The sequence below is a fragment of the Rossellomorea marisflavi genome (assembly GCF_022170785.1).
GTDB classification, from domain to species: domain Bacteria; phylum Bacillota; class Bacilli; order Bacillales; family Bacillaceae_B; genus Rossellomorea; species Rossellomorea marisflavi_B.
In genome coordinates, this window is record NZ_CP081870.1 from 1,663,227 (window position 1) to 1,683,295 (window position 20,069).

At 46.7% G+C, this 20,069-nt stretch carries 20 protein-coding genes and 2 riboswitches; of the genes, 14 read left to right on the plus strand and 6 right to left on the minus strand.

Going from position 1 to position 20,069, the window contains the following annotated elements:
• Nucleotides 1-432: 432 nt before the first annotated feature.
• Nucleotides 433-633 (minus strand): alpha/beta-type small acid-soluble spore protein, encoded by a 201-nt coding sequence (locus K6T23_RS08860; protein WP_048004262.1) that lies wholly within the window; start codon nucleotides 631-633, stop codon nucleotides 433-435.
• Between the two features lie 229 nt (nucleotides 634-862).
• On the opposite strand from K6T23_RS08860, the gene K6T23_RS08865 reads away from it, so the two are divergent.
• The 3 genes from K6T23_RS08865 (at nucleotide 863) to K6T23_RS08875 (ending at nucleotide 2,593) form a co-directional block, all read left to right on the plus strand.
• Nucleotides 863-2,215: a TrkH family potassium uptake protein gene (locus K6T23_RS08865; RefSeq protein ID WP_056537684.1), complete on the plus strand. Its 1,353-nt coding sequence runs from the start codon at nucleotides 863-865 to the stop codon at nucleotides 2,213-2,215.
• A gap of 82 nt (nucleotides 2,216-2,297) precedes the next feature.
• On the plus strand, nucleotides 2,298-2,459 hold the full coding sequence (locus K6T23_RS08870) for a hypothetical protein (protein ID WP_164468453.1): 162 nt from the start codon (nucleotides 2,298-2,300) through the stop codon (nucleotides 2,457-2,459).
• Nucleotides 2,456-2,593, plus strand: a complete 138-nt coding sequence (locus K6T23_RS08875) for a hypothetical protein (protein WP_162838950.1) — start codon at nucleotides 2,456-2,458, stop codon at nucleotides 2,591-2,593. The genes K6T23_RS08870 and K6T23_RS08875 overlap by 4 nt, the downstream gene beginning before the upstream one ends.
• A 35-nt stretch (nucleotides 2,594-2,628) precedes the next feature.
• On the opposite strand, the gene K6T23_RS08880 is transcribed toward K6T23_RS08875, so the two are convergent.
• Together K6T23_RS08880 and K6T23_RS08885 are read right to left on the minus strand one after the other, a co-directional pair.
• Entirely contained in the window at nucleotides 2,629-4,347 is a 1,719-nt protein-coding gene (locus K6T23_RS08880; protein WP_056537682.1) for a B12-binding domain-containing radical SAM protein, read from the minus strand.
• Between the two features lie 267 nt (nucleotides 4,348-4,614).
• Nucleotides 4,615-5,640: an acyltransferase family protein gene (locus K6T23_RS08885; RefSeq protein ID WP_056537680.1), complete on the minus strand. Its 1,026-nt coding sequence runs from the start codon at nucleotides 5,638-5,640 to the stop codon at nucleotides 4,615-4,617.
• A gap of 158 nt (nucleotides 5,641-5,798) precedes the next feature.
• On the opposite strand from K6T23_RS08885, the gene K6T23_RS08890 reads away from it, so the two are divergent.
• From K6T23_RS08890 to K6T23_RS08900, 3 genes are all read left to right on the plus strand, one after another.
• A complete protein-coding gene (locus K6T23_RS08890) occupies nucleotides 5,799-7,949 on the plus strand; it encodes a PAS domain S-box protein (RefSeq protein ID WP_238284179.1) in 2,151 nt (716 codons plus the stop codon).
• Between the two features lie 15 nt (nucleotides 7,950-7,964).
• A complete protein-coding gene (locus tag K6T23_RS08895; protein WP_056537678.1) occupies nucleotides 7,965-8,432 on the plus strand; it encodes a methylated-DNA--[protein]-cysteine S-methyltransferase in 468 nt (155 codons plus the stop codon).
• A 195-nt stretch (nucleotides 8,433-8,627) separates the two neighbouring features.
• A complete protein-coding gene (locus K6T23_RS08900; RefSeq protein WP_238284180.1) occupies nucleotides 8,628-9,215 on the plus strand; it encodes a DUF2087 domain-containing protein in 588 nt (195 codons plus the stop codon).
• 46 nt (nucleotides 9,216-9,261) lie between these two features.
• Here K6T23_RS08900 and mtnA read toward each other — a convergent pair whose 3' ends face one another.
• From mtnA to K6T23_RS08915, 3 genes are all read right to left on the minus strand, one after another.
• The gene (gene mtnA, locus K6T23_RS08905; protein ID WP_056537673.1) at nucleotides 9,262-10,308 is read right to left on the minus strand and encodes an S-methyl-5-thioribose-1-phosphate isomerase; all 1,047 of its coding nucleotides are present in this window, start codon (nucleotides 10,306-10,308) and stop codon (nucleotides 9,262-9,264) included.
• 18 nt (nucleotides 10,309-10,326) lie between these two features.
• On the minus strand, nucleotides 10,327-11,505 hold the full coding sequence (gene mtnK / locus K6T23_RS08910) for an S-methyl-5-thioribose kinase (RefSeq protein ID WP_056537670.1): 1,179 nt from the start codon (nucleotides 11,503-11,505) through the stop codon (nucleotides 10,327-10,329).
• Between the two features lie 98 nt (nucleotides 11,506-11,603).
• Nucleotides 11,604-11,751, minus strand: a riboswitch (SAM riboswitch).
• A 111-nt stretch (nucleotides 11,752-11,862) separates the two neighbouring features.
• Entirely contained in the window at nucleotides 11,863-12,642 is a 780-nt protein-coding gene (locus tag K6T23_RS08915) for a carbon-nitrogen family hydrolase (protein WP_238284181.1), read from the minus strand.
• A gap of 120 nt (nucleotides 12,643-12,762) precedes the next feature.
• Here K6T23_RS08915 and K6T23_RS08920 point away from each other — a divergent pair, with 120 nt between their 5' ends.
• The 8 genes from K6T23_RS08920 to K6T23_RS08955 all read left to right on the plus strand — a co-directional run bounded on the left by K6T23_RS08920 (nucleotide 12,763) and on the right by K6T23_RS08955 (nucleotide 20,049).
• Nucleotides 12,763-13,947, plus strand: a complete 1,185-nt coding sequence (locus K6T23_RS08920) for a pyridoxal phosphate-dependent aminotransferase (protein ID WP_056537664.1) — start codon at nucleotides 12,763-12,765, stop codon at nucleotides 13,945-13,947.
• Nucleotides 13,948-13,996: 49 nt separating this feature from the next.
• A riboswitch (SAM riboswitch) is annotated at nucleotides 13,997-14,098 on the plus strand.
• 70 nt (nucleotides 14,099-14,168) lie between these two features.
• On the plus strand, nucleotides 14,169-15,371 hold the full coding sequence (locus K6T23_RS08925; protein WP_238284182.1) for a 2,3-diketo-5-methylthiopentyl-1-phosphate enolase: 1,203 nt from the start codon (nucleotides 14,169-14,171) through the stop codon (nucleotides 15,369-15,371).
• Complete coding sequence (locus K6T23_RS08930; RefSeq protein WP_238284183.1) at nucleotides 15,371-16,033, plus strand: 2-hydroxy-3-keto-5-methylthiopentenyl-1-phosphate phosphatase; 663 nt, start codon at nucleotides 15,371-15,373, stop codon at nucleotides 16,031-16,033. Before K6T23_RS08925 ends, K6T23_RS08930 begins: the two co-directional genes overlap by 1 nt.
• Nucleotides 16,030-16,659, plus strand: coding sequence for a methylthioribulose 1-phosphate dehydratase (locus K6T23_RS08935; RefSeq protein ID WP_238284184.1), 630 nt, complete (start codon nucleotides 16,030-16,032; stop codon nucleotides 16,657-16,659). The genes K6T23_RS08930 and K6T23_RS08935 overlap by 4 nt, the downstream gene beginning before the upstream one ends.
• A 14-nt stretch (nucleotides 16,660-16,673) precedes the next feature.
• Entirely contained in the window at nucleotides 16,674-17,186 is a 513-nt protein-coding gene (locus K6T23_RS08940) for a 1,2-dihydroxy-3-keto-5-methylthiopentene dioxygenase (protein ID WP_238284185.1), read from the plus strand.
• Nucleotides 17,187-17,364: 178 nt separating this feature from the next.
• Complete coding sequence (locus K6T23_RS08945) at nucleotides 17,365-17,589, plus strand: aspartyl-phosphate phosphatase Spo0E family protein (RefSeq protein WP_056537650.1); 225 nt, start codon at nucleotides 17,365-17,367, stop codon at nucleotides 17,587-17,589.
• Nucleotides 17,590-17,784: 195 nt separating this feature from the next.
• Nucleotides 17,785-18,234: a MarR family winged helix-turn-helix transcriptional regulator gene (locus K6T23_RS08950; RefSeq protein ID WP_079515865.1), complete on the plus strand. Its 450-nt coding sequence runs from the start codon at nucleotides 17,785-17,787 to the stop codon at nucleotides 18,232-18,234.
• A 117-nt stretch (nucleotides 18,235-18,351) separates the two neighbouring features.
• Nucleotides 18,352-20,049: a M3 family oligoendopeptidase gene (locus K6T23_RS08955; RefSeq protein ID WP_238284186.1), complete on the plus strand. Its 1,698-nt coding sequence runs from the start codon at nucleotides 18,352-18,354 to the stop codon at nucleotides 20,047-20,049.
• Nucleotides 20,050-20,069: the final 20 nt, after the last annotated feature.

The window sequence follows — 20,069 nt, forward strand, 5'->3', positions numbered from 1 at the left end:
ATTTGTTCAGTCCTTCCCGGCGTCCTCGATAACACCGGTACTATGACCTCTGCTGACTTCTGGCGGTTCAGCGGGGAATCACTTCCCCGGTTACCAAGTATTCAAGGCGTACCCGCCAGATCTCCCCGGGTAAGAATGCAGTCTTTCCCTCCATCTATCCGCCTCATTTACTTCCTACACCTTTGGCAGTTTGGACTTTGCCTTGTTAAGCAGACTCATCCAATGCAGAAAGCCTTCTATGAGATTCGTGTTCCTCGGACCGGAGGTTTGCCGCTCGCTTCCTTCAGATTCCGGGTCACCCCGGACACCCTTGCGTTAAGCTAACCGTTACAACTGCCTTCACGGCTCGGGACTTCCACCCTATAGACTACACCCATGCCGGGCGCACTTAAAGAAAAGCCGGCAGAAACTGCCGGCTTTTGTTATCCATAATTATTTAGTTGATTGTCCAGATAAATGTGATTGAGCTTGTTGTACCAGACGCTTAGTGATTTCTCCGCCAACTGATCCGTTTGAACGGGCTACAGTGTCTGAACCAAGGTTCACACCGAATTCCTGAGCGATTTCATATTTCACTTGATCAAGGTATTGCTCCACTCCAGGAACCAATAATTTATTGCTGCTTCGTGCCATGCTTGTCTCCTCCAGTCTGTTTGTACTAGAAACAATATGCTTCTGTAAGGATATTATTTGATAAAGGCAGATGTTCATGTGTGGTAAAATTTCGAGGAAGTTGCAGAGTTTGGACAGGGTATCACAGGATCAAGTTTCAGGAACACTAATTTAAAGGTTTTCCTTTCATTCTCAGCAAGAATTCATTAATATAAGGTAGGAATCACCATACTGGAAAGGAAACGACGCTATGTGGCTCAAACTCAAATTACATATAAGCAAACTAACACCAACGCGTGTGATCGTCACCTACTACTTATTGGCGATCACCCTTTCAACCTTATTACTCAGCCTGCCTGTGGCTCATAAAAGAGGGGCGGATTGGAGTTTCATCGATGCGCTTTTTACATCGGTGAGTGCCGTAAGCGTGACGGGGCTGGCTGTCGTCAGTACGCCTGATACGTTCAATACGCTGGGGATTTTCATTCTGATCTTTGTCCTCCAGTTCGGTGGTATCGGAATCATGACCCTCGGGACCTTTTTCTGGTTGTTATTGGGGAAGCGGATCGGGCTCAAAGAAAGACAGCTGATCATGACCGATCAGAATCAGATGAATCTTTCGGGATTGGTCAATCTGCTCAAGCAGATCCTCCTGTTGGTCATCCTTATTGAAATCGTAGGAGCCGTTGTATTGGGAACCTATTTCTTAAGTTATTATCCATCTTGGCAGGAAGCATATATGCACGGATTATTCGCATCCGTCAGTGCCACCACCAATGCCGGTTTCGACATAACCGGTCAATCCTTCATACCATTCAAGCATGATTATTTTGTTCAGGTAATAACAGTCATCCTGATCACCTTGGGGGCCATCGGATTCCCTGTATTGATCGAGGTCAAGAATTTCATTATGAATAAAGAGAAAAAACGGCATCATTTTTCTTTATTCACAAAAATCACCACTACGACATTCGGACTTTTGCTCATCGTGGGTACCCTTTTGATCATCGTGATGGAATTCAATCACTTTTTCCAAGGGATGAGCTGGCATGAAGCATTCTTCTATGCGTTCTTCCAGTCGGCATCGACAAGGAGCGGAGGGCTGGCCACCATGAACCTTGCCGAATTTTCACTTCCGACGCTCATGATGCTGAGCGGGATGATGTTCATCGGTGCCTCTCCAAGTTCTGTTGGAGGGGGAATCAGGACAACGACCTTCGCGTTGAACCTTTTATTCCTTTATCATTTTGCCAAAGGGAATCAGACCATCAAGATCTTCCGGAGGGAAATCCATCAGCAGGACGTACTGAAATCCCTGGTCGTCACCATGGTGGCAGTGCTTCTATGCTTCACCTCTGTGATCATTTTGACCATCACGGAAGATCACACCCTTATTGAAATCATCTTTGAAGTTTGTTCTGCCTTCGGAACAACTGGATTATCCCTTGGAATCACCCCCGATTTGAGCGTCATAGGCAAATGTGTCATCATGATCCTCATGTTCATCGGACGGGTCGGCATCCTTTCATTCCTGTTCATGATCGGCGGGAAAGAGAAAAAAGCAAATTATCATTATCCGAAAGAGCGTCTGATCATCGGTTGATGCTGAAGACGCTCTTGGCAATCGTTTTCTGTATGTCACCGAGCACCTGAGGGGAAGATATCCTTAAAGGAGCTGAATGAACATGAAACGAAAAGCCCAATGGGATGCTGCAGAGAAGAACAACAAGACCCCCAAGAAAAATAAACAGGAAACAGAAGTATCTTCAGAGTTCATGAATGGAGAAGATCCAGGGAAGGCTGCAAACCGCAATTCCAAACATGGCAAACAGGGGAATGGACAATGAAGAAACATGAAAAGAAAAACGAACTGAACGTACGTGAAGAGTTCGGTCTTGAGTTCGGGGACATGAATGCAGCCAAATTGATGGAAGCATCCCGTAAAGAATTAAAGAAAAAAGAAGCAAATAAAAAATGTTAAGCGATATCGCTTAACATTTTTTATTTGAAGAGAAATCAGGAAACAACGACGGGGAAGAGGGTGGAGCGACCTGTGGAAGGTTCGAAATAGGCGAGGACATAGCCGTCCTTCCCATCTGTCCCGGTAATGGACTCCAGCATCGTATGCTTATACAGATCTTTCTCCGAAAGGTTCATCTCCATGAATTCTGCACCCGCGCGTACAGGGGAAGCGAGGATTTCCTGATAGAGTGATGAGCGCTGTTCCTTGGTCATCGTGTTGCTCCACCATGGTTTTCTCGGCTTGTATTTTTGATTTTGGAGATAATCCAACTTCATAAGGCCTTCAACAACCGATAAAGATACTCCTTCTTTGGTCGAGAGGAATTCGCGAAGCCTCTTGAACAGGTCTTCAAGCTGGTGACCGATCCGTGACCACCCCTTGCCTTCCCAGTAGGAACCGAACTCCTGGAAGAAATCGAATGGAGTCTCGAATACTTCTGAGACGAGGTATTCAATCGTCTGGTCCATGCGGTGATCGTTCCAGTATTTTTCCAGTACGTCTTCCACTTGTTTGATCCGGACGATATCGTCAAACGATAGGATATTATTCCCGAGTATTTCATACGGAGAGTGGTCCATATAGGTGTACTGATGATCGTTTGCACGTATTCTCAGGCCTGTACCCCTCAGCATCTTCAGGAAGCCGAGCTGAAGCTCTTCCGGCCTTAGTTGGAATACATCATTAAAGGTCTTTTTGAACGAATGATAATCTTCTTCCGGCAGTCCGGCGATAAGATCCAAATGCTGGTCGATCTTTCCGCCATCTTTGACCATGGTGACGGTCCTTGTCAATTTATCATAGTTCTGCCTTCTCATCACGAGATCATTGGTCTCATCATTGGTGGACTGCACGCCGATTTCGAAGCGGAATAAACCGGCAGGGGCGTTCTGATTCAAGAACTCGATCACTTCAGGGCGCATGATATCCGCTGTGATCTCAAACTGGAAGACGGTACCCGGCAGATGCTCATCAATAAGGAATTGGAACATCTCCATGGCATAGCTTCGGCTGATATTGAAGGTCCGGTCCACAAACTTGATTGTTTTGGCCCCGTTCTGCATGAGGAACCTGATATCTTCTTTGACCTTCTCTCTGTCAAAGTAACGGACACCGACTTCAATGGAAGATAAACAGAATTGGCATCTGAACGGACAGCCTCTGCTCGTTTCAATATAGGTTACCCGTTTTGAAAGCTGATCGAGATCTTCTTCAAATCGGAACGGAGAGGGAACCTCACGAAGGTCGATCTTGTTCGATTGTGGACGGATGACGGGCTTGTCATCTTTCATATAAGCAATACCGGCAACCTTATCCCAGTCCTCATCTCCATTGGCTTGTACAAGGAACTGTTTGAACGATTCCTCTCCTTCACCCAAAATGATGAAGTCCACATCGGTCAGGCGTTCGAGCCAGTAGGGAACGTCATAGGTCACTTCAGGACCACCGAGGATGATCTTGACGTCGGGCATGATCTTTCTCAGTATCCCGATGACGTTGATCGTTTCTTCGATGTTCCATATATAACAGCTGAACCCGATGACGTCGGGACGCTTTGAGAATAAGTCGGTTGCGATATTCAAGACGGGATCTTTAATCGTATACTCGGCAAGTTCAACATCAAAGTCTGGCTCGGCATATGCTTTCAGGCAACGTATGGCCAGGTTTGTATGGATATATTTAGCGTTCAATGTACTTAAAACCACTTTCTTCATACCTGTACTCCTTTATTTCCTCATCAATCGAGGTCACTGCATCACACTGTTCCCATTGTAGCGGAGAAGGCGAAAAAGCTCAATCTTTGTCTAAAATCAATTCAAATTTATTGTATTCCAAGGGAGGATTTCGATGAAAGATTTCGAATAGTATTATAAAACCATATGAAATGACATATAGTGGGGAAATGGGAGATATTTTCGTTTTGTTCCATTTCATCCACCAAAAAGGGACTGACTCAATGAGCCAGCCCTTTCTATTGGGTTTTATCTTGTGTTGATTTCTTTTTTTGAAAATAACTTTTGAAATCGGGAGGTCCTGAACTCGACGAGAGGCTGAGTCAGGCTCGTAAAGAACTTGGTCGAAAACAGCATCGTTAATATAAGTGACACGCCGAGCAGGACGAGGATGCTTGTGGTAGGGTTGATTTCATCCTTCAGCGCACTGACCCTGAACAATCTGACAAGGAATCCATGCAGGAGGTACACATAGAGGGTGTTCTTACCCCATTTCGTGAAGAACTGCTGCTTGGTCGGCACGAAGGAGAAAAAGCTGAAGATCATGATGATATTCAGTGCGTATACGGCAGCTCGAATCCCCATTCCGTACAGGTTATTCCAGTTGAAGTCGCCATAAGGTTTAGACCCAAGGAGCCATTTGTCCGAAAATTCCGGTATGAGGAACATTCCCAGGAAGACAATGATGAATGTCAGACCGGCTGCCAAGCGCATCTGTGACGTTTTGAAGTAATCGAAGTGCTCTTTTTTCAGATAGTAACCGAGGAGGAACATCGGGAAGAATACGAATGTCCTCGACAAACTGAGCGTACTCGAGATACTGTCTGCGAATCCGACGATCAGGCCAAGTGAAAATGCAACTGTCAGTCCTGCCGCAGGACCGAATTTAAACCATTTGATGAATGCATAAAGCAGGGCGTTCCAGCAGAACAGGCTGATGAGGAACCACAGGGACCAGTGTGGCGTCAGTGGATCGACCTCAAGGGTGGAGCTGTCATATAGGAAATAATAGTACACGGTATAGATCAACTGGAACACGATATAAGGCAAAATGAGTTTTTTCGCCAGCTTCTGGATATAGCCTTTCTTATAAAACCCTTTGGCAAAGAATCCTGCAAGCAGGATGAATGCCGGCATGTGAAAGGTATAGATGGTTTTATAAAGGGAAAGGATGACGGGATCTTTTTCAATATACGACCGGATGATGTGACCGAATACGACGAGAAAGATCAGGATGAATTTAGCATTATCAAAATATGAATCACGCTGTTTCATAGGCTCACCAACTTTAACGATTTCATTGTTTCATTCATACTTTCCCTAGGATACTATGGGTAAAACCTTCATTTCATTGTTAATTATCGCCAAGGGGTTGTGAACATATGCAGACTGTATTACTAAAGTCGTCTTTAATGAAGCAGGGGGATGTAGAAATGACTAACGGCAGTAAACTTGATTTGGAAGTATTGAAGGAAGAATGTCATCCTATCGATAAGGAAATCTGCTCAGCATCACCACTTCCCATGCTGGTGATCAATGAGGAAATGAAGATCCATTATGCAAATCGCGGAGCATGCACGACCCTTGCCGCCCCTGTGGAGGACCTTATAGGGAAGCTATTCAGCACGTTTTTCACTCCTGTTCCAGCCCCTATCGTCTCTCACTATAAGGAAGTGATGGAAACGGGCAAATCCCTTGAAGATGAAACGCTCATGAACACGACAGGCGATAAGATCCTCCATGTGGAGCTGATCCTCAAAAAATCGACCATTTCTCCCAATGCCTATTTGTACTTCAAGGATGTCACGCAGCTGAAGGAAAAGGAACGGAAGGATCATATGAACGTCCATCTCCTATCGAATATTTTCCAGAATGCTTCAGAGGGGATCGTTTTGTTTGATATTGATGGGAACATCAGCGATGTGAATCAGGCCTTCTGTATACAGGTGGGCATGGATAAGAACGATGTGACAAAACGGAACATCAGCTGGTTTGTTCCTGAAAATGCCCATTACAAGATCGAAAAGATCAAAGAGCTGATCGTCGAACATAAGAAGGCAAGGGGAGAGATCCCAATCCGTAAAACGCACAGTGTATCCATTGTGGAATTCACTACGAGTCCGTATGTTCATCATAAGCTCCATATGGCGATCCTGAGGGATGTGACAGAAAAGAGGCAAATGGAGATCCAGTTGAAGCGGAATGAGGAGCTTTTCAAAGGGTTGTTTGAAGAGGCGATCGATGCCATCGTCCTGTGGGATCAGGATGGACGGGTATTGAAAGCCAATACATCCGCCCTGAAAATTTTTGAATGCTCCCTGTCGGAACTCCTGTCCAAAAGGATCAAGGATTTCGTCTATCCCCTTGAAGTGCAAAAGTTCGATCTCCTCATGGAGCAACTCACGATTTCAGGTGCTGTAAGGGATGAAGTGTTATTTCTCATGCCCAATAATCAGCTCAAACATCTTGAATTCACATCCAAGCTCCATTCGGTCGACGGGTACAATATGACCATCTTCCGGAATGTGAGTGAACGATATCAGATGGAAAAAGAGCTCCGGGAAAGTGAAGAACGCTTCCGGAAGATTTTTGAGGGGTCACTGGATGGGATGCTACTGACCAACCACAATTATGTTGTCGTTGACTCGAATCCCGAAGTGAGCGAAATTTTGGATGCACCGAAGGAACACCTGATTGGTAAAGATGTACGTGAAATATTAAATATTGATCCTGAGGAAGAAAAATATGCAGGATATCTCCGTCAATTGAAGGAAGAAGGACAGGCTACCTACCAGAAGTCCCTGTATCAGAAAGGGAGGCTGCAGCATGTAGAACTGTCATCGAAGTACAACCTCCTCTCAAACTTGAATCTGACCATTATCAGGGATATTACAGAGCAAGTCGAAATGCAGGAACAGTTGAGGAAAAGCGACACCTTGAGCGTGGTCGGAGAGCTCGCCGCCGGGATCGCCCATGAAATCCGCAACCCGATGACAGCATTGAAAGGGTTCATCCAGCTTCTCGAAAACAGCATCGGTCATGAACATGAAATGTACTTCAACGTGATCACGTCTGAATTCCAACGGATTGAATCCATCATCACCGATTTCCTTGTTCTGGCAAAACCCCAGGCCATCCAGTACCAGGAAACCAACCTCATCAAGATCATGAAAGATACGGTGGAACTGCTTAACGCTCAGGCGGTGATGCATAATGTCCAATACAGGGAGCACTACCAGGAGGGACTTCCGTGCATCATTGCTGAGCCGAATCAATTGAAGCAGGTGTTCATCAATATCATCAAAAATGCCATTGAAGTGATGACGCAGGGTGGCTTTATCTCGATTGCCATCAATGAAACAGACAATGGAATGATACACATCGAGATCCAGGATGAAGGGAGCGGGATTTCAAAGGATAAGATCAAAAAGCTCGGTGAACCATTTTATACAACAAAAGAACGGGGCACTGGACTCGGCCTTATGGTAAGCTTTAATATTATCAAGGAGCATAAAGGGACGGTAGAGGTTGAGAGTCTGGTGGGCAGGGGCACGACCTTTCATATCTATCTCCCGAAAAACTAAGGGAGGGATCAGGCAATGGAACCCATCCATAAGACGATCGATTCGCCGGTCGGTCTGTTGAAGATTACAGCAGACGACCAAGACCTCATCTCCATTGAATTTTCCGAAGGAGAACTTGATGAGGGTCCAGGTCACCATATAATAGATGAAACAATTTCGCAGCTTCTGGAGTACTTCAACGGTGAGCGGAAATCATTCAATCTACCACTGAGATTGGAAGGGACTCCATTCCAGAAGGAGGTATGGACTTCTCTCCAGGAAATCCCCTATGGAAAAACCGCTTCTTATCAAGAAGTGGCGGAAAAGATCCGCCGTCCCAAAGCCGTCAGGGCCCTCGGTCAGGCGAATAAAGCGAATCGTTTTCCCATTGTCATACCGTGTCACAGAGTCATCGGAAAGAACAATCAGCTGACCGGTTATGCAGGGAAACAGGTGGATAAGAAATCCGTCCTTTTAGAATTGGAAAAAGCATTCTGCAATTGAGGGAATTTCAAAAAATCACCACAAAAAAATGCACTGTATTTCTTAACGAAATCGTCAGTGCGTTTTTTTGTGGTGAATACGTCGAAACAGACGTGAATACGAGAAATGAAAATTCAGAAAAAAAGGATTGAGTTTTTATTATCATTAGATTATTATCTAAATAGATACTCATCTAATTAGTTGGGGTGGTTGTAAGTGCAACTGAATAAGCAGGTTGAATTTCATAAAACGCTTGGGGATCCTACGAGGCTCAAAATCATTTACCTTTTGTCAGAGGGGCCTCTTCACGTGGGAGCGGTGGCGGGAAAGCTTGGTTTGACGGCGCCGACCATTTCCCATCACTTATCACGATTGAAGGACTGTAACCTGGTGTACTCAAGAAGGGAAAAAAATACAGTATATTACCATCTCAATGCCAAGGTCCTTTTGCATCATGATAAGGTGCTACAGCAGTTTGCAGAGGGAATGAAAGGGGAGGAACGGAATATGGATCAACGGGTACTGGAGAAACAAAAGGTGATGAATGCCTTCATCGGGAAGGATGGGAAGGTCAGTCAGCTCCCTGCTCAGCAGAAGAAGCGCTTGTACCTGCTTGAACATTGGGTGGAAGGACTGGAGATTGGGAGAAAGTATGAAGAGAAAGAAATCAATGCCTACATTAAACAGTTCCATGATGATTATGCAACAGTGAGGAGGGAGTTCATCATTCATCAATTCATGTTCAGGGAAAACAGTATTTATGAACGAAACCCAAAGGAAATGTGGGGAAGTGTAAAATCATAGGAAAACCAAAAGCCAAGAATCTGCATTCTTGGCTTTTGGTTTGGACTTAGTTCAGTGTATCGGCAATGCTCTGTTTAAAATCGGGATAAAGGATCCCGTTTTCGGTGATGATAGCCGAAATCAGGTCGTGGGGGGTCACATCGAAAGCGGGATTGAAGACAGGGACTCCTTCTGGAGCGATGACGCTTTGGCCCAATGTGGTTACTTCGGTGGATGACCGCTCCTCGATTTCAATGTCGTCTCCCGAGTCGATGGTCAGGTCAAACGTCGAAGAAGGGGCGGCAACATAGAAAGGAATCCCGAAATGTTTGCACAGGATGGCTAAGGAAGAGGTCCCGATTTTATTGGCAGTGTCCCCGTTTGCTGCAACCCGGTCCGCCCCGACGATGACCGCTTCTATGTCTTTGGTTTTCATTGTATGGGCAGCCATATTATCTGTAATGAGAGTGACATCGACGCCCGATTGCTGGAGCTCCCAGGCAGTTAGCCTCGCCCCCTGAAGAACGGGTCTGGTTTCGCAGGCGAACACCTGAAAATTCCGGTCTTTTTCACGTCCAATATGGAACGGTGCCAAGGCAGTTCCATATTTACTTGTAGCGATGGATCCCGCATTGCAGATGGTCATGACCCTATGTGCATCGTGAAGGAGTTCTAGGCCATTCTCCCCGATCCTCCGGCACATATCCTCATCCTCTGCATGGATCTGTATCGCTGTATGGAGAAGGTCGGTCTTGGCTTCATTGACCGTTGCTGCCTGATACAGTTCACGCTCGAGACGCTCGAGGGCCCATGAAAGATTTACCGCCGTCGGACGGGAAGAGAGGAGATGCGCCTTATCCTTCTTGAACAATGTCTTGAACTCTTCAAGGGACTCCGTTTCATATCCTCCTGCTGCCTGGGCGAGGCCATATGCAGCCGTGATGCCGATGGCAGGCGCTCCCCTTACCTTAAGGGTGATGATGGCATCGTAGTAATCCTTTATGGTATAGAGATGGACATATTCCACTGCCCCGGGAAGTTTTTGCTGGTCCAGTATGACCAGGTGGTCTTCATGCCACTCCAATGAAGTAGGTATGGTAAGTTGTGGTGTCATGGGTTTAAGAAAGCTCCTTTAAATAAGTTTATCGAGTAGATCCTGGATTGAACGGATGCGTTGGCGCTCAAGGATACATTCCCTTCCGAGGGCAAGGCACGTCTTTTTATACAAGATCCGTTTTTCTTCGTCCTGGACCGAGTCAAGATCCTCCACGTGAGCAAGACCGATCGTCCTTCGGATCAGTTCGCAACCGAGGAAACCGATTGTATCTGCAAAGCTTTTTTCTAGAACATACTCAAGGTATCCATCAATTTTGGTGTAGGCATCTTCACTTTGATCCCAGAATTGCGAGAAGGTGGACTCAAATACGTTCCAAGTGGTTTCAATATGACGAAGGATCTCTTCCTTCTTTGGCTTTTCTTCGCGGACCACAGCCTGGAAAATGAGATTTGCCAGGAACTGTCCGATATCAAAACCGATAGGACCGTAAAAGGCAAACTCCGGATCAATGACCTTAGTTTCCTCTTTGCCTGCAAAGATGCTTCCGGTATGCAGATCACCGTGGAGAAGGGCTTCCCCCTCGGTCAAAAAGGATCTTTTCAGTTTAGCGACTTCCAGTTTCAGGGGCAGGTCGTCCCAAAGATTCCGGACCTCTTCTTCAAGGGCTTGTTCAAATTCATTCGTTTCACTATTGAAGAACGGGTCGGTAAAGACAAGATCCTCAGTAATCTTGCATAATTCGGGATTCGAAAACTCTTTGACATATCCCTTTTTCTTGAAAGGATGAAGAGCATAGTCGGATGTGAAGAACAGTGTTGCCCCGAGAAATTCCCCGATGTCCTTCGAAAGGGAGGGATAGATTCCTCCTTTGTTGAGGCCTTTTCTGGCGATTTCAAGATGGCTCAAATCTTCCATGACTGTAATCGCAAGCTCTTCATCGGAATGATAGATCTCAGGGACAAGACGCTCAGCAAGGGAACGCTGGAGAGTCAGGGCCCGGGCTTCGATCCTCGCGCGGTCAAGGGTCAACGGCCAGCTTTCGCCTACGACTTTTGCATAAGGAAGTGCTTGTTTGATAATGATGCTTTTTCCGCTTTCGCTGCTTACAATGCGGAAAACGTAATTGAGATTGCCGTCTCCGATCTCTTCACAGGTCAGATTTTCCGATGCATCAAACAGGGAAAGGTCTTTGGCAAGGTTTATAGCAGATTCGATCGTCAGGGAACGATACTGTTTCAATTGGGTGATGGCCATGGGGGGTTCCTCCTTAAAATAGTTTGCAGGAGGCTTTTCTTGTGGAATGAGAAAAGCCTCTTCCAGTTGTGAAAGAGGCTTGAAGAATACTTCGTCGCCTCTTATCTCTCAGAATGGAATCATTCTGTTGGAATTAGCACCGTGCCCTGGTCAGGCGCATCGAATCTGCGCCCCGTCTTTCAACGGTATTACGGTCGGTTGCTGGGCTTCATAGGGCCAAATCCCTCAGCCAGCTCTTGATAAGAGTTGCATATTTAATTTGTTCAGAAAATTACCATTTGATTGACATCATACCACCTTGCGTTTTTTAGTGTCAATGCTTTTTTTGAAAAGATATCCTGATCGATTTTCGCCTCGTCAACTGTAAAAGTCTGGGAGACGGTCGTCGAATATCGGGATTTGCTTCCTTACTTCATCGACGGTATCGAGATTGACAACGGCTGTCACAAGTTCTTCGTGGAGGGAGCCTTCAGCAAGGATCTCTCCCCACGGGTCGATGATCAGGGATGATCCTCCGAACGTATTGTCCGGATCAGAGCCGACGCGGTTGCATGCAGCAACATAACATTGATTTTCAATGGCACGTGCACGGAGGAGGACTTTCCAGTGGTCGATCCGCTGTTCAGGCCATTCTGCACTGACGAACAGGATCTTTGCTCCGGAGAGAACATGCTTACGCACCCATTCAGGGAAACGGATGTCATAGCAGATGAGGCCGGCCATTTGCTCGCCGGAAAGCGTGAATAGACCGTCCTCTTTTCCCGGCAGGAGGTAGTGATGTTCGTCCATCAGTTTGAACAGGTGAAGCTTTGAATACCCTTTGACGAAGTTTCCTTTGGAATCGATCACGATCAAGCGATTATCGATTCCCGACTCCGTTTTATTTGCAACGGATCCCCCTATCACGTTTATCCCATACTGTTTTGCAAAACGGGATAGGAAGGCAATGGTCTTTTCACTGTTTTCATCAGCGATTCCCTCTATCCTCTTAAGGTCATATCCTGTTGTCCAAAGCTCAGGGAAGACAAGGATATCGCATTGTTCGCTTTCTGCTTGTTGAAACCATCTTTCTGCTTGTGCGTAGTTGGATTTTGGATCTCCAAACCGGATGTCCATTTGCGCGAGCCCGATCTTCATATGATCAGCACCTTTCATGGGGAATTGTAAGATTTTACTTTACATTCGTTATTTTCCGTTATATCATTTGTAGCTAGAATTTGAAAGTGAAGAATATTTGAACATTCAGAAGGTGAAGAGATGAAAACATTCCCATATGCGGATCGCCTCGATTCGCTGCCAAAGCAATTTTTCGCTGAATTGACAGCCAACGTTCAGCGTGTCATTAATGAAGGACACGATGTCATTAACCTTGGGCAGGGTAACCCTGATAGGCCCACACCTGAACATATTGTAGATAGTTTGAAGGCTTCGGCCGAAAACCCATTGAATCATCGCTATTCACCTTTCAGGGGGATGGCCTCTTTCAAAGAGGCGGTAGCGCTTTTCTATAAAAGGGAATACGGGGTGGAACTGGATCCTGACAAAGAAGTAGCTATCCTCTTCGGGGGGAAGGCGGGTCTCGTGGAGATTCCGCAGTGCCTGGTGAATCCGGGTGAATCCGTGCTGGTTCCGGACCCTGGGTATCCTGATTATCTATCAGGGGTGGCACTTGCAGAAGCGGAGATGAAGCTGATGCCGCTACTTGAGGAAAATGATTTTCTCCCCGATTACAGCCGGTTTAGTGAAGCCGAACTCGACGGTTCCAAGCTTATGTTCCTGAATTATCCGAATAACCCGACGGGAGCAGTAGCCACACCAGCCTTTTTTGAGGAAACGGTAAAATTGGCAAGTAGCCATGATATCTGCGTGGTACACGATTTTGCTTATGGGGCGATCGGATTTGAAGGCAAGCGTCCCAATAGCTTCCTTGAAACAGATGGAGCTAAGGATGTCGGCATTGAAATCTATACTCTCTCCAAAACGTATAATATGGCGGGGTGGCGAGTAGGATTTGCCGTCGGGAACGAGAGTGTGATAGAAGCCATCAATCTCATGCAGGATCATATGTATGTGAGCCTCTTTGGCGCCATTCAGGAAGCAGCGGTGACGGCGCTCCTCGGATCGCAGGAGTGCGTCCAGGCCCAGCTTGAGACCTATGAAAGCAGAAGGAATGCCCTCATCGGTGGATTGAGATCCATCGGTTGGGATGTGGATGCACCGGCAGGCTCATTTTTCGCTTGGCTCAAAGTGCCGGAAGGCTTCACGTCGATGGATTTCTCGAACCTACTCCTTGAAAAGGCCCATGTAGCCGTGGCGCCTGGCATCGGCTTCGGGGATCACGGGGAAGGGTATGTCCGGGTAGGTCTCCTTACCAGTGAGGAAAGGCTTCAGGAAGCAGTGAAAAGGATTGAAAATTTACATTTGTTCGATAATAGGGATTGACAGGACTCCCAATCGATGCAATAATCCTACTGGAAACCAAATGAATAGATTCTTATCAAGAGCAGGCGGAGGGACTGGCCCGATGAAGCCCGGCAACCGACTCATTACGAGCACGGTGCTAATTCTTGCAGCAGACGCTGGGAGATAAGATAGAGTGATGGATTGAAAGCCTCTTCTTATCGGAAGGGGCTTTTTTGATTGTATAAGGAGGTAGGCAGAACATGAGTGAAGTGATTGCAACATATAGATTGCCAGGGGCAAAAGGGTCTTTCGAAAAAAAGGCAGAAGGTATCGCCTTGGGCTTGACAGTGGGCTCTTGGACAGACCTTCCCCAACTCGAACAAGAGCAACTGCTGAAATTCAAGGGAAGGGTCGTTTCCATCAATGAAGAGGCCGGTGAAGGGGTGGGAGAAATTTCGATCGCTTACCCCGGTGGCAATTATTCAAATGATCTCCCTGCGATACTGACAACGGTCTTCGGGAAACTCTCCCTGGATGGTCAGGTAAAGCTTATCAATCTTGAATTCAGTGACGATCTCAACCGTCACTATCCGGGACCACGGTACGGTATTGAGGGGATCAGGGAACTCGCAGGCGTCAAGGATCGCCCCCTCCTCATGAGCATTTTCAAGGGAGTGATCGGAAGGGATCTCGCTTACATGGAAGATCAGCTGCGTGCCCAGGCTCGCGGAGGTGTTGACCTGGTGAAGGATGATGAAATCCTTTTTGATAACCCCCTGACGCCTTTTGAAGAGCGGGTGAAAAACGGCAGGAGGATCCTTGATGAGGTGCAGCAGGAGACAGGTAAGAGGACGCTCTATGCGGTGAACCTGACCGGACGGACGTCTGAGCTTCGCGATAAGGCAAGAAGAGCACGGGATCTTGGGGCGGATGCCTTGCTATTCAACGTATTTTCTTATTCTCTCGATGTACTTCAAGAACTCAGGGAAGATGAAAACATCGGACTTCCGCTCATGGCCCATCCCGCCTTTGCAGGAGCCGTTGCCCAGGCTCCCCATCATGGAGTCGCCTACTCCTTATGGCTAGGGAAATTTTTACGGATGACGGGAGCGGATTTTTCCTTGTTCCCTTCCCCTTATGGAAGTGTGGCACTGGAGAAAGATCAAGTACTCGCCATCAGTAGAGAGCTTACGGATGAGTCTTCACCGTTCAAAAAGACATTCCCTGTCCCATCGGCAGGTATCCATCCAGGACTGGTACCACATCTTGTGGAGGATTTTGGTGAGGAGTGTGTGATCAATGCCGGCGGCGGCGTCCACGGACATCCTGGAGGTGCTGTAAGCGGAGGGCTCGCCTTCCGACAGGCAATTGAAGCGGTGAAAGCGGGAATTCCCTTTGAAGAAGTCCAGGGAGAAGAGCTTAGAGTCGCTCTAAGCTTGTGGAGCAAGGGAGGGAGGGGCTGATGACGGAACGGATCATCTTGTGTGATTTTGATGGAACGATTACGAAAACAGATAATATCATCTCCCTCATGAAGCAATTTGCCCCTCCGGAATGGGAAGGACTCAAAGATGCCATACTTGATCGGACGATGTCGATCGAGAAAGGGGTAGGGGATATGTTCGCACTTCTGCCTTCCCAACAAAAAGATGAGCTCGTGGACTATCTTTTACATACGGCAGTCATCCGGGAAGGGTTCTGGGACTTTGTTCAATTTGCGAAAGAGGAAGGAATCCCGTTATATATCGTGAGTGGAGGGATCGATTTCTTTGTCCGCCCACTCCTGGACGGATATGGCCCATTTGCAGGAATCTACTGCAATGAAGCGGATTTCACCGGCCCCTTCATTTCCATCAACTGGCCCTATGGCTGTGATGGGCAATGCGGGAATGGAGGATGCGGATGCTGCAAACCGTCCGTCCTCCGCTCCCTTTCCATACCGGATGGTGCAGAAGTGATTGCCATCGGTGACTCTGTAACAGACTTGGAGATGGCCAAGGTGGCTGACAAGGTGCTTGCGAGGGATTATCTTGCTGACACTTGCAATGAATTGGGGATTCCCCATATCCCATTTGAAACATTCCATGACTGCATAGAGGCATTGAAGGAAGGGGTGAGGACATGAGTTACCAAAGAGAGTGGGAAGAGCTGTCCACCATCAAGGGGGAACTCGCAGACCGTGACTGGTTCATGGGCACTTCAGGCAACTTGGCCATCAAGGCCGGATCGGCCCCTGGTGCCTTCCTGGTAACCGCCAGCGGAAAGGATAAGAGGAAGAGGACGGTAGAGGATTTCCTACTCGTTGACCTGGACGGGAATCCTCTGGAGGAAACGAAACTCAAGTCCTCAGCAGAAACCCTCCTCCACACGCATATTTTCAAAGGGACCCAGGCAGTCTGTTCCCTCCACGTGCATACCGTAGCCAATAATGTGGTCAGTGAGCTTTATGGGGATCAGGGAGAGATCACCTTCAAAAATCAAGAATTGATCAAAGCGTTTGGAAAATGGGGACAAGATGATGAACTCATCATTCCCATCATCCCGAATTACGCGGATATTCCGACCCTTGCGAGCGCCTTCTCCCATCATGTTAATGAAGACGCCGGCGCCGTGCTGATCCGGAATCATGGGATCACGGTTTGGGGACGGAGCGGTTTTGAAGCAAAAAAGCTTCTCGAAGCATCTGAGTTCCTATTTCAATATCAGCTTTCTCTCTTATCACTAAAATCCACCGTTCAACTTCAATCATAAAAGGAGGAAAAATCATGACAACAATCAAGGTCCAAGGAAGCAATAAAGTCATCGAAAATCAAGAAGAAGTGGTACAGTATCTGGAGGAGCAAGGCGTCATTTATGAACATTGGGACATCGGGAAATTGAGCGGCGATCTTCAAGAAAAATTCGATTTGGCTGACGTGGAAAAAGAAAGGATCCTCACAACGTTCAAGGATGAAATTGAAGATATTTCAGCCAGACGGGGATATGAAGCGTGGGATATCATCTCATTATCAGACAGTACACCGAACCTTGAGGAACTGTTGAAGAATTTCCAGCAGGAACATCACCATACGGATGACGAGGTCCGCTTCATCGTCAGTGGTCATGGGGTATTCATCATCCAGGGAAGCGATGGTGATTTCTTCGAAGTCCACCTGAATCCTGGGGACCTTATATCCGTACCGGAGAACATCCGCCATTATTTCACACTATCAGATGACAAGAAGGTAGTGGCTGTGAGAATCTTCGTTACGAAAGAAGGATGGGTGCCGATCTACTGATGGTCACCCACATTGTAACCCGTTCCCTCCTTGATAGGAACGGGTTTTAATATGGCAGTCAATGTCGAATTTTCGGCTATAACTGATTGTTTTGTCTTGTTTTGCGGTTCTATTTACTTTTCTGGTAAACCCTGAGATAATGCTCAAATAAAGCAAGCTATCAAAAGGGGTTAGATGGATGAACCAAATGCTGAAAAGAAAGTGGTTATTGCTGAAGATCAATCAAAAGCGATCGGAAATGATCGCTCTTGGGGAAACGCACGGTCTTGGTGCAAGAGAGACCTTGGCGTGCAGTCAGGAACTTGATCGCCTCTTGAATGAGTATGATAAGGCTTCCCTGGATCGAAGCGAGGCCGAAATGGAATACTATAGTAGACATTTGCTCAAAAGACCCGCATCGTAACATGACATCTGAGAAATCCTCCAGAAAAATCACTCCGTGAAAACACGCATCACATCGACTACTACCTTGGAGGGACGTCCATAATAGGGCGTCCTTTTTCCGTTAGACCCTAAGTATTGGAAAAAACAATGTCAGTTCCTTTGACAAAAACACGGCAGATTTGTATAATAGTTTGAAACCGAGATATTTAAAGGAATGAAAACTATGAGTGAATCCAAGCAATCCCTTAAGCTATTCATTGTTCTATCGAGGGCCTTCAAAGCCATCAATGAGGAAATAAATAAACACATCCAGGAAAATGGATTGAATCCTACGGAATTTGCCGTCCTGGAACTCCTTTATCATAAAGGAGATCAGCCCCTCCAACAGATTGGAGGAAAGATCCTTCTTGCGTCCGGGAGTATCACTTATGTCGTGGACAAGCTTGAAAAGAAGGGCCTTCTCAATCGCGTAGCCTGTCCGAATGATCGTAGGGTCACATACGCTCAAATCTCGGAAGATGGCAGGGTAATGATCGACCGTATCTTCCCCGATCATGAGAACAGGATCCATGAACTGATGTCCACCCTTACTCCGGATGAAAAAGAGGAAGCGATTGGACTCCTCAAGAAATTGGGGTTGTCGATTAAAGATCTTTCCTACTGAATGCCTGCAAAAGCAGGCTTTTTTTCATGGTAAAAAGTAGAGGTAGGGAAGGAAATGCACAATCATTGGCGAAGTACTAGAGAGCCCTGATAGATTCTATACAAAATGGAGGTCACAATGAAAAAATTTGAAGAGTATACATACGCCAGACCGGAACTCGATGAGATAAAAGAACGATTCTATGAAGCCTTGAATCAACTGAAAAAAGGTGAAAGCATGTCCCAGCAGGTTGAAGCTATAGAGAAGATTAATAGGATCCGCATGGAAGTCGATACGATGGAGAACCTCGTGTATATCCGTCATTCCATCGATACGAACGATAGCTTTTATAAAGCGGAACAAGACTATATGGATGAACTGTCCCCTGAGATGCACGGTCTGGTTACAGAATTCTATCATGCACTGCTTGAGTCCCCGTATCGCAGAGAATTGGAGGAGAAATGGGGCAACCAACTTTTTTCACTGGCAGAAAGTGAAATCAGAACCTTCTCACCTGAGATCATCCCACTCCTCCAAAAGGAGAATAAGCTATCCTCAGAATATACAAAGCTGATGGCTTCGGCCAAGATTCCTTTTGAAGGGGAGGAGAGGACGCTTGCCCAGATGGGGCCATTCAGCCAATCTCCAAACCGGGAAACGAGGAAGCAGGCGGCAACAGCTACAACCTCTTTCTTTGAAGAGAACAGAAGTGAACTGGACCGGATTTTTGATGATCTGGTGAAGGTGCGACATGAAATCGCCGTGACCCTCGGTTTTGATAACTTCGTCGAACTAGGCTATCACCGGATGACAAGGACGGATTATACACCGGAAATGGTGGAGATCTTCAGACGTCAAGTAGAAGAATTCATCGTGCCCCTTTGTGTCGAGCTGAAGGATAGGCAGGCAGATCGTATCGGTCTTCAACATCTTACATTTTATGATGAAGGCTTTAAATTCTCTTCGGGCAATGCTGATCCAAAAGGGGATCCCCAATGGATCATCGCTAACGGGAAACGGATGTATGAGGAACTTTCCACGGAGACGGCTGAATTCATTTCGTTCATGCTCGACCGCAACCTATTGGACCTTGAAGCGAAAAAGGGAAAAGCAGGAGGTGGGTATTGCACCTACATCGCTGAATACGAGTCCCCTTTCATCTTTTCCAATTTCAACGGGACGTCTGCTGATATCGACGTTTTGACCCATGAGGCTGGGCATGCCTTCCAGGTATATAAAAGCAGGGGCTACGATATCCCTGAATACCACTGGGCTACCTATGAAGCGAGTGAGATTCACTCCATGAGCATGGAATTCTTCACATGGCCGTGGATGGAGTACTTCTTCAAAGAAGATACAGAGAAATATAAGTTCACCCATTTAAGTGAAGCGTTGATGTTCCTTCCTTATGGAGTGGCCGTGGATGAATTCCAGCATTTCGTCTATGAGAATCCGGATGCTTCTCCAGATGAGAGGAAGCAGATGTGGAGGAGCCTCGAACGGAAGTATTTGCCCCACCGTGATTATGACGGCTTCGGATACCTCGAGGATGGTGGCTTCTGGCAGAGGCAGTCGCATATTTACAACTCTCCGTTCTACTATATCGATTATACCCTCGCTCAGATCTGTGCCTTCCAATTCTTCAAAAAGATGAATGAAAATCGTGAGAGTGCGTGGGCATCTTATTTGGATCTCTGTAAGCTAGGTGGGAGCAAGTCCTTCCTGGAGCTGCTTGAGGCGGTCCAGCTCGACTCTCCTTTTGTGGAAGGCACTGTTGAGAAGGTGATCGCTCCGATCCGGAAATGGCTTAATGAAGTGGATGATCAATCGTTATAAGGGCAAAGGAAAAGAGGCAG

Bases quoted from the DNA above. Each gene is read 5' to 3' on its own strand.
- K6T23_RS08860 (WP_048004262.1), bottom strand. From the start codon at position 633: ATGGCACGAAGCAGCAATAAATTATTGGTTCCTGGAGTGGAGCAATAC.
- K6T23_RS08865 (WP_056537684.1), top strand. From the start codon at position 863: ATGTGGCTCAAACTCAAATTACATATAAGCAAACTAACACCAACGCGT.
- K6T23_RS08870 (WP_164468453.1), top strand. From the start codon at position 2,298: ATGAAACGAAAAGCCCAATGGGATGCTGCAGAGAAGAACAACAAGACC.
- K6T23_RS08875 (WP_162838950.1), top strand. From the start codon at position 2,456: ATGAAGAAACATGAAAAGAAAAACGAACTGAACGTACGTGAAGAGTTC.
- K6T23_RS08880 (WP_056537682.1), bottom strand. From the start codon at position 4,347: ATGAAGAAAGTGGTTTTAAGTACATTGAACGCTAAATATATCCATACA.
- K6T23_RS08885 (WP_056537680.1), bottom strand. From the start codon at position 5,640: ATGAAACAGCGTGATTCATATTTTGATAATGCTAAATTCATCCTGATC.
- K6T23_RS08890 (WP_238284179.1), top strand. From the start codon at position 5,799: ATGACTAACGGCAGTAAACTTGATTTGGAAGTATTGAAGGAAGAATGT.
- K6T23_RS08895 (WP_056537678.1), top strand. From the start codon at position 7,965: ATGGAACCCATCCATAAGACGATCGATTCGCCGGTCGGTCTGTTGAAG.
- mtnA (WP_056537673.1), bottom strand. From the start codon at position 10,308: ATGACACCACAACTTACCATACCTACTTCATTGGAGTGGCATGAAGAC.
- mtnK (WP_056537670.1), bottom strand. From the start codon at position 11,505: ATGGCCATCACCCAATTGAAACAGTATCGTTCCCTGACGATCGAATCT.
- K6T23_RS08915 (WP_238284181.1), bottom strand. From the start codon at position 12,642: ATGAAGATCGGGCTCGCGCAAATGGACATCCGGTTTGGAGATCCAAAA.
- K6T23_RS08920 (WP_056537664.1), top strand. From the start codon at position 12,763: ATGAAAACATTCCCATATGCGGATCGCCTCGATTCGCTGCCAAAGCAA.
- K6T23_RS08925 (WP_238284182.1), top strand. From the start codon at position 14,169: ATGAGTGAAGTGATTGCAACATATAGATTGCCAGGGGCAAAAGGGTCT.
- K6T23_RS08930 (WP_238284183.1), top strand. From the start codon at position 15,371: ATGACGGAACGGATCATCTTGTGTGATTTTGATGGAACGATTACGAAA.
- K6T23_RS08935 (WP_238284184.1), top strand. From the start codon at position 16,030: ATGAGTTACCAAAGAGAGTGGGAAGAGCTGTCCACCATCAAGGGGGAA.
- K6T23_RS08940 (WP_238284185.1), top strand. From the start codon at position 16,674: ATGACAACAATCAAGGTCCAAGGAAGCAATAAAGTCATCGAAAATCAA.
- K6T23_RS08945 (WP_056537650.1), top strand. From the start codon at position 17,365: ATGAACCAAATGCTGAAAAGAAAGTGGTTATTGCTGAAGATCAATCAA.
- K6T23_RS08950 (WP_079515865.1), top strand. From the start codon at position 17,785: ATGAAAACTATGAGTGAATCCAAGCAATCCCTTAAGCTATTCATTGTT.
- K6T23_RS08955 (WP_238284186.1), top strand. From the start codon at position 18,352: ATGAAAAAATTTGAAGAGTATACATACGCCAGACCGGAACTCGATGAG.